Annotated in this window: 13 protein-coding genes; 5 read left to right on the forward strand and 8 right to left on the reverse strand. The window is 37.6% G+C overall.

The features are described from left to right. Positions 1 to 444 precede the first annotated feature (444 nt). The 5 genes from mutS (at position 445) to BN986_RS25730 (ending at position 7567) form a co-directional block, all read left to right on the forward strand. Positions 445 to 3042, forward strand: a complete 2598-nt coding sequence (gene mutS / locus BN986_RS11990) for a DNA mismatch repair protein MutS (protein ID WP_040980248.1) — start codon at positions 445 to 447, stop codon at positions 3040 to 3042. A 22-nt stretch (positions 3043 to 3064) separates the two neighbouring features. Further along, a complete protein-coding gene (mutL, locus tag BN986_RS11995) occupies positions 3065 to 4942 on the forward strand; it encodes a DNA mismatch repair endonuclease MutL (RefSeq protein WP_040980250.1) in 1878 nt (625 codons plus the stop codon). A 42-nt stretch (positions 4943 to 4984) separates the two neighbouring features. Further along, positions 4985 to 5917: a tRNA (adenosine(37)-N6)-dimethylallyltransferase MiaA gene (gene miaA, locus BN986_RS12000; RefSeq protein WP_040980252.1), complete on the forward strand. Its 933-nt coding sequence runs from the start codon at positions 4985 to 4987 to the stop codon at positions 5915 to 5917. Positions 5918 to 5960: 43 nt separating this feature from the next. Continuing rightward, on the forward strand, positions 5961 to 6185 hold the full coding sequence (gene hfq, locus BN986_RS12005) for an RNA chaperone Hfq (protein WP_040980254.1): 225 nt from the start codon (positions 5961 to 5963) through the stop codon (positions 6183 to 6185). A gap of 710 nt (positions 6186 to 6895) precedes the next feature. Further along, positions 6896 to 7567, forward strand: coding sequence for a hypothetical protein (locus BN986_RS25730; protein WP_052400756.1), 672 nt, complete (start codon positions 6896 to 6898; stop codon positions 7565 to 7567). Positions 7568 to 7912: 345 nt separating this feature from the next. On the opposite strand, the gene sigK is transcribed toward BN986_RS25730, so the two are convergent. The 8 genes from sigK to BN986_RS12050 form a co-directional block, all read right to left on the reverse strand. Continuing rightward, on the reverse strand, positions 7913 to 8620 hold the full coding sequence (gene sigK, locus BN986_RS12015) for an RNA polymerase sporulation sigma factor SigK (protein WP_040980256.1): 708 nt from the start codon (positions 8618 to 8620) through the stop codon (positions 7913 to 7915). A gap of 155 nt (positions 8621 to 8775) precedes the next feature. Then, on the reverse strand, positions 8776 to 9126 hold the full coding sequence (gene mnhG / locus BN986_RS12020; RefSeq protein ID WP_316244927.1) for a monovalent cation/H(+) antiporter subunit G: 351 nt from the start codon (positions 9124 to 9126) through the stop codon (positions 8776 to 8778). Further along, entirely contained in the window at positions 9119 to 9397 is a 279-nt protein-coding gene (locus BN986_RS12025; RefSeq protein ID WP_040980260.1) for a Na(+)/H(+) antiporter subunit F1, read from the reverse strand. The genes mnhG and BN986_RS12025 overlap by 8 nt, the downstream gene beginning before the upstream one ends. Next, positions 9397 to 9873 carry a Na+/H+ antiporter subunit E gene (locus BN986_RS12030; protein WP_040980262.1) on the reverse strand — a complete coding sequence of 159 codons (477 nt, stop codon included), beginning with the start codon at positions 9871 to 9873 and terminating at the stop codon, positions 9397 to 9399. Before BN986_RS12030 ends, BN986_RS12025 begins: the two co-directional genes overlap by 1 nt. A gap of 5 nt (positions 9874 to 9878) precedes the next feature. Continuing rightward, positions 9879 to 11363: a Na+/H+ antiporter subunit D gene (locus BN986_RS12035; RefSeq protein ID WP_040980264.1), complete on the reverse strand. Its 1485-nt coding sequence runs from the start codon at positions 11361 to 11363 to the stop codon at positions 9879 to 9881. Beyond that, positions 11356 to 11694 carry a Na(+)/H(+) antiporter subunit C gene (locus BN986_RS12040; RefSeq protein ID WP_040980266.1) on the reverse strand — a complete coding sequence of 113 codons (339 nt, stop codon included), beginning with the start codon at positions 11692 to 11694 and terminating at the stop codon, positions 11356 to 11358. The genes BN986_RS12035 and BN986_RS12040 overlap by 8 nt, the downstream gene beginning before the upstream one ends. Next, entirely contained in the window at positions 11694 to 12125 is a 432-nt protein-coding gene (locus tag BN986_RS12045; protein WP_392392277.1) for a Na(+)/H(+) antiporter subunit B, read from the reverse strand. The genes BN986_RS12040 and BN986_RS12045 overlap by 1 nt, the downstream gene beginning before the upstream one ends. Next, positions 12122 to 14542 carry a Na+/H+ antiporter subunit A gene (locus BN986_RS12050; RefSeq protein ID WP_040980268.1) on the reverse strand — a complete coding sequence of 807 codons (2421 nt, stop codon included), beginning with the start codon at positions 14540 to 14542 and terminating at the stop codon, positions 12122 to 12124. Before BN986_RS12050 ends, BN986_RS12045 begins: the two co-directional genes overlap by 4 nt. Between the last annotated feature and the right edge of the window lie 341 nt (positions 14543 to 14883).

Raw genomic sequence — 14883 nt, forward strand, 5'->3', positions numbered from 1 at the left:
TTGCCCTTAAGCGAATGTTTCGTTTTCTAACGATAAGAAATTTAAGGAAAAAGTGCGTTGAATACAATATCCTTGTATCGACGTAGGTCACATGGCGTGACCGTTCTTAGTCGATGAAAGTGTAAAAAAGCACTTCGGTAGCATGAATATTTGCAGTCCAGCCTCATTCCTAACTAGGGGATTCGCCGAAAGACCTGTTAAATACCAAGTTTTCTTTAAAACAGGATAAAGCAAGATTGCTTAATAATATGCTATAATGGAATTAAATTCATCTTAAAGTTTATTTAAAAACTATGTGAGAATATAGTACAAAAACATCAGAAGGCGAAAGTTTTTCTTTCTGCTATGTGTCTAGGCTAGAAATACTCGCCCAAACCAAAAATATGGAAATGCAATTAATAGGAATAATACAGATAATTTTATTAAGCTGGAGGAAATTTTTTCATGAGCAAATTAACACCAATGATGCAGCAATACATAGAAATAAAATCACAATATAAGGATGCTTTTTTATTTTACCGGCTCGGCGATTTTTATGAGTTGTTTTATGATGATGCAACAAAGGCTGCGCAGGAATTAGAGATCACTCTAACCAAGCGGGCTGGAGGAAATGATCCAATCCCGATGTGCGGTGTCCCTTATCATTCTGCCGAAAATTATATAAAGGTATTAATTGATAAAGGGTATAAGGTAGCCATTTGCGAACAAGTCGAAGACCCCAAGACAGCTAAAGGTGTGGTCAAACGCGAAGTGGTCCAAATGATTACACCAGGTACGGTTATGGAAAGTAACATGTTGGTTGAGGGAGAAAACAATTATATTGGCAGTTTGTCTCATTTTGAAGATGGTTCCTTTGTCATTGCTTATAACGATTTATCCACTGGTGAGAACCGTCTTGCTTTAATGGACGATGGCTGGGATAGTGTGATTCATGAATTTTATCATCAGCCAGTAAAGGAAATTGTCATTTCCTCTAGTCTGCCTGAAGAAATGCAAACAAACCTCCGGGAGCGATTGCACGTTACGTTATCGTATCAGGACGAAGTAAATTTTAATGCAGAATTTCGTGATTTAAGTGAGAACTTAACGGATGAGCGTTTAATGAAAGCATTTAGTAGATTGTTGAATTATATTCAAAACACCCAAAAGCGTTCCTTAGATCATTTACAGCCTGCAGAAGTGATTGAATTAAAACAATATATGAGCCTGGATATGTATTCCAAACGTAATTTAGAGCTAACAGAGTCCATCATGAAAAAGTCAAAACATGGCAGCTTATTATGGGTGCTGGATAAAACAGTGACAGCTATGGGAGCAAGAATGCTGAAAAAATGGTTGGAGCGGCCTTTGTTAAATCAAGTTAAAATAAATCAACGTTTAGAAGTTGTCGAAACATTTTTGGATGCTTTTATGGAACGGGAAAATCTACGGGAAAATTTAAAATCCGTTTATGATTTAGAACGTTTATCTGGAAGAATTGCTTTTGGAAATGTCAATGCGAGAGATTTAATTCAATTAAAACAATCTCTGCAGCAAATCCCAGTGATTAAAGAGACGCTTGGGAAGCTTGACATTCCTGAAGTAAGAGAACTGACAGATGTTTTAATCTATCCAGATTATATCGTTGACCTTCTGGAAAACAGTTTAGTAGAAGAACCACCGATTTCTATCAAAGAAGGGGCTTTAATTAAAGAAGGCTATCATGAAGAATTAGATAAATATCGCGATGCTTCTAAAAACGGAAAACAATGGATTGCCTCTTTAGAACAACAAGAGCGGGAAGTTACTGGAATTAAGTCACTTAAAATAGGATATAACCGTGTATTTGGCTATTATATTGAAGTGACTAGACCAAACCTACCTTTGTTGAAAGATGACCGCTATGAAAGGAAACAAACGTTAACAAACGCAGAGCGCTTTATCACCCCGGAATTAAAAGAAAAAGAAACCCTTATTTTAGAGGCGGATGAGAAAAGTGTGGACCTGGAATATGACTTATTTATTAAAATTAGAGAGCGAATAAAGCAAGATATTCCAGTAATTCAACAGCTCGCACAAATCGTCAGTGAAATAGATGTATTACAAGGATTTGCGACGATAAGTGAAGCAAATAATTATAAACGCCCAAGTTTCCAAGAAGGTGTTTTCTCTGTAGAAGGAGGGCGGCATCCAGTTGTCGAGCAGGTAATGAAAAACGGCACTTATGTACCGAATGATGCCCAACTAGATGATAATCAGCAAATGCTGCTTATCACTGGTCCGAATATGTCTGGTAAAAGTACTTATATGCGGCAGGTAGCTCTGATTGCAATTATGGGACAAACGGGCTGCTTTATCCCGGCTGAATCGGGAATATTGCCAGTTTTTGACCAGATTTTCACCCGAATCGGTGCAGCGGATGATTTGGTGTCCGGTCAAAGTACTTTTATGGTGGAGATGCTTGAAGCTAGACACGCTATTCAAAATGCTACTGCCAACAGTCTGATTTTATTAGATGAGATTGGGCGTGGAACAAGTACGTACGATGGAATGGCTTTAGCTCAAGCGATTGTAGAATACATTCATGACCATATTCATGCTAAAACCCTTTTTTCAACCCATTATCATGAGTTGACAGCATTAGAAACCTCTTTAAAACACTTAAAAAATATCCACGTCCGGGCAGAAGAACATGAAGGAAATGTTGTTTTTCTCCATCAAATTAAAGATGGAGCAGCTGACCAGAGTTACGGAATTCATGTAGCTAAATTAGCTGATTTACCAGATGAATTAATTAGCCGTGCTTCTGTTATTTTGGAGGGGTTTGAAAAAAGTAATGAAACAGAAACTCAAAAAGAAGCAGCTCCTTCACTGGAACCAGAAGAAACCGAGTCAGCTCAACTATCTTTTTTTGTGGAAGAGAATAAAGAAGCAACAAAGCCGGTAAAGCTAGATAATAAGGATAATGCAGTTCTAGAGGAACTTAAAAGTTTAAATATATTAGAAATGAATCCATTAGAAGCCATGAATGAATTATATCGCCTGCAGAAGAAAATGAAGTAGTAAGTAAGAGGAAGGTGATAACATGCCAATTATGCAAATGCCGGATAGTTTGGCAAATAAAATTGCAGCAGGAGAAGTGGTAGAACGTCCTGCTTCGGTTGTAAAAGAAATCATTGAAAATAGCATTGATGCAGGCGCTACATGGATACGAATCGATGTACATGAAGCCGGATTATCGGAAATGCGTATTGTCGATAATGGCTCCGGTATTGCTGCAGAGGATGTGGAGAAGGCTTTCTTGCCACATGCGACAAGTAAAATAAGTACAGAGACAGATTTATTTCATGTAAAAACACTTGGTTTTCGCGGCGAAGCGTTGGCTAGTATTGCTTCTGTAAGCAAGCTATCAATTCATACGTCTGAAGGAGACGCTGCAGGTGTGTCACTTGAACTAGAGGGTGGAAAAGTTGTAAAAAGAGGCAAGAGTGATGCCCGTCAAGGTACGGAGATTATTGTCAGGGATTTATTTTATAATACACCGGCACGTTTGAAATATATGAAGAGCCTGCATACGGAACTAGGCCATATATCAGATGTTTTGAACCGGATGGCATTAGCGCACCCGGAAATTCGGATAGAAGCAACTCATAATGGCAAAGGGCTTTTAAAAACATCTGGAAATAAGGATATGCTGCAGGTGATCTCACAAGTATATGGGATGAGTGTAGCCAAACAAATGTCGCCAGTTGAATATAAGACATTGGATTTTACCATTACTGGATATATTGCAAAGCCGGAAGTAACAAGAGCATCCAGAAACTATATGTCTACAATTATTAATGGCAGATTTGTCCGTAATATTGCTTTAAACAAAGCGATTATAGAAGGGTATCATACGCTGCTGCCAATTGGTCGTTCACCGATTGTGGTGCTTTCTATTGAGATGGATTCGATTCTTGTTGATGTAAATGTGCACCCTGCTAAGCTGGAGGTCCGCTTCAGTAAAGAAAAAGAGCTATATGCGGCTGTCAGAGATATGATTCAGTCTCATTTCAGGAAGATGACACTTATTCCAGAGGTAACAAAAAAGCCAGAGCCTAAAGAAAAATCAGAACAGCATGCATTTCAATTTGACACGGAGCCTGCTCATCCGTTTCAAGATAAAGGTAGAGAGTTTGAAAACTCCCAGCAGGTTATCAAGGAAGAAAATCCATTTCAAAAAGAAGAACCGATCTTTCTTCGAGAAGAGAATAAGGGCATAGAGACGAATAGCGAAGAACGAGGGGCAATCGTCAATCAGGAAGAGAGAGTACCTGAGGAGCCTTTAAAAGACGTCTCAACCTCTCTTCAAACAGGAGAAAAAGTTGAACAGCCGCCGCGGGTGCCGATGATGTATCCAATTGGCCAGTTGCAGGGAACGTATATTATGGCACAAAATGAAAACGGCTTGTACATGGTCGATCAACATGCTGCCCAGGAACGGGTCAAATATGAATTTTTTAAACGAAAGCTTGGAAAGCCAATTAATGAATCACAGGAACTTTTAATACCGATGACCTTTGACTTTTCCAAAAAAGAAGCTATCTTTATTGAAGAAGCGAAGGATACGCTAGAAAAAGCCGGGTTATTTTTTGAACCCTTTGGCAATCAGACATATATCATACGTTCTCATCCAACCTGGTTCCCAGCCGGTTTTGAAGAAGAAATTATTAGAGAAATGGTAGATCAATTTATTCAGGAATCCACGGTTAATGTAGAAAAAATACGTGAAGAAGCAGCGATACTAATGTCTTGTAAAAGGTCGATAAAAGCCAATCATTATCTAACTAGTGAGGAAATGTTTCAGCTGCTTGAAGATTTGCGAAGTACAACAGACCCATTCACTTGTCCGCATGGAAGACCGATTATTGTTCATTTTTCTACCTATGAATTAGAAAAGATGTTTAAGCGTATTATGTAGGTAGAGTGAACACAAAAAAATTTGAAGTTGAGGAATAGGTAAATGAAGAAAAAAGTAGTTTCTATCGTAGGACCAACAGCAGTCGGAAAGACAGCATTAGGAATTGCTGCCGCAAAAAAGTTCCAAGGGGAAATTATCAGCGGTGATTCGACACAAGTATATAAAGGGATGGATATTGGCACAGCAAAGGTAACATCAGAAGAAACAGAAGGTATTCCTCATCATATGATTGATATTATCCATCCGGATAGAGCTTTCTCTGTGGCAGACTTCCAGGAGCATGTAAAATACCATATTGATTCTATTCACGAGCGTGGCAATCTGCCTATTATCGTTGGTGGAAGTGGATTGTATATTCAATCTGTATTATTTGATTATCATTTTTCGAATCAGCGCCGTGATGAGGAAATCACTAATAAGTTATTTCAGCAAATTGAAACAGAAGGATCAGAAAAGCTTTATGAGCGCTTGAAACAGGTTGATCCAGAACAAGCTAAGAAAGTTCATCCGAATAATCATCGTCGTCTTGTACGCGCGTTAGAAGTTTATGAAATGACTGGGCTGACCATGACAGCATATCAGAAAGAGCAGCAAGTAGAATCACCTTATGATCCATTTATTATTGGATTAGATATGGAGCGGCCAATATTATATGACCGGATTAACCGGCGTGTGGATCAAATGGTCGAGGAAGGCTTGATCGACGAGGTCCAATCTCTTATTGCTAAAGGTTATAAGGACTGTCAGTCGATGCATGCAATTGGTTATAAGGAAATAGTTGCTTATTTGGATAATCGCTTATCACAAGATGATGCTATCCAAGCGGTAAAGCAAAATTCACGCAAGTATGCAAAAAGACAACTCACATGGTTCCGGAATAAACTGGATGTACACTGGTATCAGCTTACAGAAAAAGAAGCTGCACAACAAATGAAATTAATTTTAAATGATTTAGCAGGATTTTTACAAGAATAAATAGAATAAAGATGTATAGATAGAAAAGAGGAGGAACTTATATATGGCCCAATCCGTCAATATTCAAGATCAGTATTTGAATCAACTGCGCAAGAATCATATTTTTGTAACGGTTTTTTTAACGAATGGTTTTCAATTACGAGGAACGGTAAAAGCATTTGATAACTTTACGGTATTGCTGGAAACAGATGGGAAACAACAACTTATTTTTAAACACGCTATTTCTACATTCTCACCTACAAAGAATGTGGAGATTGAAAAAGAATAGAGAAGGAATAGAAAGGAAGAGAGAGGCTTGATGGAGCTTCTCTCTTTTTCGTATGTTATCTACTCACAATTTAAATTCTAATTAAAGTGAATCAAGCTATTAATTCATTAATGAAGCAGTAAATGTTTTTAGTTTCTCCTTGTAATTCATCAAAACAGAAACTTTTTGATAGTTACGGTAGTTTTATCATTGTCATTAAATCGAGTAGATCGAATTCAAAAAAAGGAGAGGAATCCATTTTGTTTTGTTCATCTAAATCAGTGAAAAATTTATCACGGGGAAGCGCCCGTAAAACTCCCGCCTCAAAATAAAAAGCGAAAATAAATTAATTTAGGCGGGAGATAACGGGCGCTACCTCCCTGAATCACTTAGGCTAATTCAGTGGGAGAATGAAGGAAGCAGACTAGGTTCGTGACGTCCTGGGACTGGGGCTGCGATTACTCGCCCCATCGAAAACCGTTGTCGCAACGTCTGCACTAGCACATCCTGGGACTGCGGTTACTCGTCCCATCGTAAAGAGTTGTGCGTCGAAAAACTCCCACTGAATGAAGTTTCGTTTTATGACCGCAATATCTTAAACCTTTGTACTCAAGAACGAAGAGATACAAATACAAGCATGTATCTAATGCAAACAAGTTAGAATTTGATACAATAAAAATACTAACCAATTGCGGAGTTATATTGAATAGTATGAATAGGGGGGTCTGAACTTGAATCCTTGGATTATTAGCATTTTAGCAAGTATCATAGGTTCGGTTATCTATTATTTATTATACAAAATAGCAGTGAAACTTTTTGGGAGAAGTGAGTATAATAAACGAGTAAAAGAAGCTAATCATCAATTGGTGGCAGTACTAAGGAATTTAATTTCTGAAGGTGCTATTCCAAGTAATCAAATAATAAAAGCTTTAATAACATCATATTCAAGAAGTTATAGTATTAAAATTAGTGATATGTATTCTGTGATAGATGTCAAAGAGGAATTAATCAAAGAATTATTTGAAACAAGCTTTATTGATGTGGATAGAAAATTAGAATTATCTAGAGCACTTTTTGATGATAGTAATGTAGAATATGAAAAAGTTCAAGAATCAAGTGAACATTATGTTTCTAAGGATACTTATATACCAGAACAAAAAAAAGAAGTAGGAAGTATTGCTCCATTAATTCAATTTTTGATTATGTTTATAAGCATAGGGTTTACAGTATTTATCTATATAGCAATTCTACTAAGAAATTTTGGTTCAAATTTACAAATTAAGGATATTTTACTTCCGTTAATACCATTGTATATTATTTTAATTGCTTTTTTTCTATTTTTAAATGCAGCAAAATCTAATCGTGAGCGTGAAAAGATAACTTTAAAACACGATAATAAGTAAGTTCAATTCGTTAACAAAAGGACATCAAATAATGCATAAAGTGTTGTTTGATATCCTTTTTATTTATAAGAAGAACGGGAAGCTGTTATCCTTACCTCCCATAAATGAATGGTAAGCTAAGAGAATAATATAGAAAATTAGATTATACTATTAATGAACGCATGAGTTTTTGAATCTAAAATAACATCAATTTTTTAGATTTTCATTATCTTGTTATATATGAATGAAAACGTCCCAAGTGATTAGTACTCACCTGGGACGTTATTAAGCCGAGTTAGTTATTTTGAATATACGTTTGGATTTTTAGTTATAAAGAAATAACTACTCTCTTTTTTAATCATACATTTACAACGAAGGGTGCTCATTTCGGTAATACTCATGAAATACTTTCATCAATGCACGTTTCTCAATCCGTGATACATAGCTTCTAGAGATATTTAATTTCTTTGCAATTTCCCGCTGTGTCATTTCCTCCTGATCATTTAAACCGTAACGGTACACAATTACTTCCCGTTCCCGGCTGTCTAAGATGGAAAAATACTGTTCAATCTTAGAAATCTCCATATTTAATTGAATATACTCAATTACATTTTCATTTTCAGCTTCTAATATATCAATTAAGCTAATTTCATTTCCTTCTTTATCCTGGCCAATCGGATCATGCAGGGAGACATCTTTTTTGACTTTCTTGAGAGCTCTTAAGTGCATCAGAATTTCATTCTCAACGCAGCGAGCCGCATATGTGGCCAGTTTTGTTCCTTTTCCGGTAGAAAAGCTCTCCACACCTTTAATTAAACCAATCGTCCCAATAGAAATTAAATCTTCCATGTCTTCGCCGGTATTTTCAAATTTTTTGACTAGATGGGCTACGAGACGCAAATTATGTTCAATCAATTTGTTTCTGGCTTCTTCATCTCCTTCCTGCATCAATTGGATGTATTTTGCTTCTTCCTTAGGGGATAGTGGCTGGGGGAAAGACTGGTTCTTTACATAAGAAACAAAAAATAAAGCTTCTTTAATAAATAGTCCAAGTGCAGATAAAACAACAGACAAATCCCATCACCTCCAAGAGTCAGCACCTTTAAACCTTCTAGGTAATTGCCTATAGCCTAATCTTATGTATGGAAGGAAGAAAACGTGTCTGTCCATATAAAAAGCTCCAATTTAATTCGTAAATAGCACGAATTAAATTGGAGCTAGTGTTTCATTTATTTTGATTGGTTTCGATCCATTTCGTACATCTCTTTTAAATCATCCGTTATCGAATTCTTGTCAAGCTTTACGCCGTTACGGTAAGCTGATCTCGTTACCATTAGACTGGCTACTGGTGCTGTCAGGAATAAGAACAGAATAGCTAATAATACTTTTGCATTCATTTCACCTTGGCTTATAAAGTGAATAAATACAGCAAGCATAATAAAAATAACACCTAAAGTCGCACTTTTACCAGAAGCATGCGCACGGCTATAAATATCCTTTAACCGAAGTATACCAATGGCACTCACTACGGCAAAGAATACACCAATGACAACAAAGACAGCTACAAGTACTTCAATCATCGCGGTCAATGACAACACCTCTTTCCAGGAATTTTGAAAGGGTCAAGGTCCCGACAAATCCCAAAATAGTCAGTACTAGAACAATGTCAGAGAACACGGATGTGTCTTGTAAAATCATTAATATCCCGATAAATCCAACAAGTAGAACACCAATAGCGTCCAATGCCAGAATTCTATCCTGTGTGGACGGACCAATCATCACACGGATAAACAATAAAACAAGGGCGACGGAGAGTGCACTTAATGCAATAATCATAATTGTATCAAACATTATTTCGTCACCTCCATAATTGCTTTTTCAAAAGAGTCCTGAATATCTTTGATCATGGCTTCTTTATCTGGTACATCGATCGAATGGACATAAATGGTTTTACTGTCATCTGAGAAGTCCATGGAAATCGTTCCTGGAGTCAGGGTGATCAACGCTGCCAGCATAGAGATTTCAAAGTCTGATTCTAAGCGTGTTCGGACAGCAACAATTCCAGGCTGGTGATCTTGTTTTGGATTAAGTACTACTTTCACAACATCAATATTTGCTTTAATTAATTCAATCATAAATAGATAAATTAATTTCAGAATAGCCCAGACTCTTTTTAAATAGAAATCAAACTTTAGGAAACGCCGTATAACGATTAAGATTAAAATTCCAATGAAATAACCGGAAAGAAAACTTACGAATGTATACTCGTTTTGTAAAAACATCCAGAGTATCGCAATCAAAACGTTTATTAATATTTGAAAAGGCATAGCAACTACTCCTTCAGCACAGATTCAATATAATTTGCAGGGTCCATAATTTCCAGTGAAACTTCCATCGAATATGCAAAAATGGGCTCCGCTGCAAATCCTAAAATAATGGTAAGTGCAACAAGTGGTAAGATCGGCAGTAACAGTTTTCCTGCGGGAATCTTTGCTTGTTCCTCTGTATGCTTCTGTTTTCCCCAGAAAGCATAACTGAATATTTTCATCATGGAAAACAGCGTCAGCAGCCCAACCAGGAGTGCTACACCAGAAATGACATACTGCTGTTCCTCAAAGCCGGCTAATATTATCGGGAACTTACTGAAGAACCCGCTTAATGGCGGGATACCTGCTAAGGAAATAGCAGTGATAAAGAACATCCAGGCAAGCCACGGGTGCGTTCCGATGAGTCCGCCCATTTTCTTTAAATCGGTTGTTCCCGTAATTTTCTGTGTTGCTCCAGCAAATAAGAAAAGCGCTGTTTTTACAATCATGTGATGTGCAATATAATAAATGGCGCCGGCAACAGCTAATGGTGTGAAAATTCCTAGCCCCATCACCATATAGCCGACCTGGCTGATAATATGATAGGAAAGTATCCGCTTGAAGTCAAATTGCGATACTGCCCCGAGAACGCCGAATAACATGGTAAAACCAGCAATCGTCACAATTAATCCTTTATGCGTAAATCCTGTATCATGATTAAAAATAACAGTAAACGTACGGATAATCGCATAAATACCTACTTTGGTCAGCAGACCTCCAAATAATGCCGCAATGGCAGCAGGCGGTCCGTAATAAGACTTTGGCAGCCAAAAATAAAGCGGAAATAAAGCTCCTTTAGAAGCAAAAACGATAAACAGCATAATTGCTACAATATTGAGTGCGCCTGTTTGTTCCAATTCAGAGACCCGCTGGCCAATATGCGCCATATTCATCGTTCCTGTGATGGAATATATCCATGCAATTCCGACAATAAAGAGAGCCGAAGCAAAAATGTTGATAATGACATATTTAAAGGACTCTCTTAACTGATAGCCTGTCCCGCCATGGACAATCAATCCATAAGAAGCGATTAACATCACTTCAAAGAAGACAAACAGATTAAATAAATCGCCTGTTAAAAAAGATCCATTTACCCCAATCATTAAGAACAGATAAAGCGGATAGAAAAATTGTTTTTCACGGTCTCTGGCAATGGTCTGGTAAGCAAAGAATAAACAGACGGTTCCAACTAAGGTTGATAAAAGCACCATCAACGTAGAAAGCAGATCCGCCACAATAACAATTCCAAAAGGAGCTTCCCAGTCCCCGACTTCTAATACAAGTGTTCCATGCTGGTACACTTCAATTGCTAAATAAACGGAAAGTGCCAGTAAAGCAAGCATTGTAATTCCGCTTATCACACGCTGCGCAGCGTGTCTTTTGTATAAAAGTATAAGTATAGCGCCGATTATAAAAGGTATAATAATCGGCAGAATAATTATATTACTCATCAGCAGAACCCCTTAATTCTTCTAAATCGTCTGTTTTATGCACTTTATAGGTCCGGTAAGACATAACTAACAATAAAGCAGTAACAGCAAAAGCGATAACGATAGCAGTCAGCACCAGCGCCTGAGGTAACGGATCGGCATATGCTTCTGCTTCAAAGCTTAAAACAGGAGCAGCACCGCGCTGCAGTCCGGACATCGTTAATAATAAAAGATGCACGGCGTGTGATAGTAATAATGTAGCTGCAACAACGCGGAGCAGGTTTTTAGACATAAATAGGTAGATCGTTACGCTAAAAACAATCCCTATGACAATTGACATTAATAGTTCCATTATTTATCATCCTCCGCAATCGTCAGAATAATTGCAAGTGCGCTGGCCAGTACAACAAAATAAACACCCAGATCAAAAGGCAATGCTGTGGTCAATTCAACTTCTCCCAGGATGGGGAGGGTAAAGTAGTCAAAGAATTGCTTCAGATACGGAAAACCAAAAACCATAGAGATAACTCCTGTCACGCTGGCAAAAAGTAAACCGATACCGATTATTTTTATATAATCAAATCGAATGACCTTCTTAATGGAGTTTAAACCGAATGAGAGGTACAAAATAAGAATCGCACTTGCAGTCATTAATCCTCCGATAAACCCTCCGCCGGGGCTGTTATGACCTGCCAGCAGCAAATAGATAGAGAACGAGAGGACAATCAGAATAATCAGCCTGGCTAATGTTTGTAACATCATATTATTCGGTTTTTTCATCATATGTCCTCACTCCCTTTAAAACGTAAACGTATTAAGCTGACAACAGTTAATACTGCTAATGCGACAACAAGTACTTCCAGCATGGTATCTAAACCACGAAAGTCCACTAAGATAACATTTACAATATTATAACCTCCAGCTTTATCTTTCGCATTTTCTGTATAGTACTCAGAAATCGAAGAATAATTAGCCTCTTGTCCCAATGAAAATGCAGATAAAGAACCAAGCGTAATCATTAATCCAAATCCAATCGAAATGATTAATTTGACAGCCTTCATTTTTGGAGGTGTTTTCACCTTTTTCAATTTTGGTAAATGATAAAAGACAAGCATAAACAAAATCACTGATACTGTTTCAATAAGCAGCTGTGTCAATGCCAGGTCAGGAGCTCTGAACAGAACAAATAATAGAGCTACAATAAAGCCGCTGACACTTGTTGCGATAATTAACGCTACCCGATTATTAATAAATGGAATAACAACGACAGATCCAATGAACACTGCCATGACAAACCACACATAGATTGGAACAGGTGATAAATCAAGGGATTGAATTGCCGGTAAATTATAACGATACATCGTATAGGCCATTATCAAAATGATAAATGTACACATATAGATGAAGTAATCTCTTAACCTGCCAGTCATCTGGATACGTGTTAAGAATTGCGACCCTTTAACCAGCCCGTCATAACCATAATCGTAGGCAGCGTTGAACAGGTCTCGTTCTCCGCGATAGAATGCAGTGTTTTCCCATTTTTTAAAGGTCATAAATAAAATGGCCCCTAAAACAACAACACCTATTGTCATCCATAACTCTGGTGCTAAAAAGCCATGCCAGTGCGTGATGTGTACATCAAAAAACTCTCCCGGAGCTAAAATACCGGGGGCAATAGCTGCCATCGCAGGTTCAATGATAGAGTATGCCAACAGGTTAGGGAAAAGCCCAAATACAATAACAAGTGCAGCTAGTATGATAGGACTGATAAGCATACCGGCAGGAGCCTCATGAACATGTTTTACTTTTAGCTTGCTGATGTCAAATTTCCCCATAAAGGTCTTCGAAAACATAAGAATACAATATAAAAAGGTAAATACACTAGCGATCCAAGCAATAATTGGAATGATAAATCCAAATGTTTCCAGGTTGAAAATGCCATATTCTGTTACGTTCAGCATACCTGTTAAAAACAGCTCTTTACTTAAGAAACCATTAAATGGAGGTAATCCAGCCATGGAAGCAAGACCAATCAGAGAAATAGTAGCTGTAACTGGCATGATGGTCATCAAACCGCCCAGTTTGCGTATATCTCTGGTGCCTGTCTCATGATCAACAATTCCAGCCGCCATAAACAAGCTTCCTTTAAAGGTAGCATGGTTAATCAGATGAAATACTGCTGCTAAGATGGCAGTCATGTATAGCGCATTGTCCCCATCCTGGAAATAGAATGCAGCAGAGCCTGTTCCCAGCAAACTCATAATTAAACCAAGCTGGCTTATTGTGGAAAAGGCAAGAATACCTTTCAGATCCTTTTGCCGTACTGCTGAAATAGAACCCCATGTCAGAGTGACCAATCCGGCAATGGTAATAATCCAGAACCATTCGGGTGCACCGCCGAAAACGCCGGTTAATCTGGCAACAAGGTAAATTCCTGCTTTTACCATGGTTGCAGAGTGAAGATAAGCACTGACAGGTGTCGGTGCTTCCATTGCGTCCGGAAGCCAGATATGGAATGGAAATTGGGCAGATTTAGTAAATGCTCCTAATAAAACGAGTATCATTGCCGGAATAAATAAACTGCTTGCCATGATAATATCTGCATTTGCAATTAGTTCCCTGATACTGAATGTGCCGGCAACAACGTAAAGTAAAGAAAAACCAGCCAGCATGGATAATCCGCCGAAAACGGTGATATACATGGATTTTTGAGCACCATAAATCGATTTTTCTCTTGTATACCAATAACTGATCAATAAAGAAGAAGCAATACTTGTTACTTCCCAGAAAACATAGATAACGATCAGGTTATCGGAAAGAACGACACCTAACATAGCACCCATAAACATTAAAAGATAGACATAAAAATTGTTTAGTTTTTCTTTTCGCTTTGACAAATAATAGATAGAGTATAGAACTACTAGTGCTCCGATTCCCGTAATTAATAATGCGAAAAGCAGACTTAGACCGTCAACATATACATTGAAGTTTATGCCAAGGGATGGAACCCAGGCCAGGTTATTTAAAATAGCTTCCCCGGATGATGTTTCAGGTATAAAGGATAAGAAATAAATGAACAGCACCAGAGGCAGAATTAAAACAAACCAACCAGTATGTATTCTCTTTAAATACTTATACAAGAATGGAATAAGTATGGCTGCAATAAATGGTGATAAGACAGCCCAATGCAATAACGTCAAAAGTAATTCCTCCTTTTACTATAGTAACGAATTTCTTTTAATGAATAAGATGGTATTAAATACTTTAAGTACGTGTTCAAAAAGTCCGGCAACACAGAAATTAGTCTTGTCATTTTTTATTGGACCTTCAGAACATCTTTTTTTAAATATTCCTTCAGTTAGAAGCGTTCTTTTTCTTTATCAAGTGCTAAAAATAGAAGCTTGCCTAATTATTAATAAAAAAGGATGGAAGCTTGCTTTTTACAGAGCAGATAAAGGTTATTCAGGGTGATATGACGGGGAAACCCTGCTTTTTTACACAGTAGAAAATGTAAAAATTTAAAGAATAAAGCAGCGCAGAC

The sequence above is a fragment of the Oceanobacillus jeddahensis genome (assembly GCF_000750635.1).
GTDB lineage: Bacteria > Bacillota > Bacilli > Bacillales > Amphibacillaceae > Oceanobacillus > Oceanobacillus jeddahense.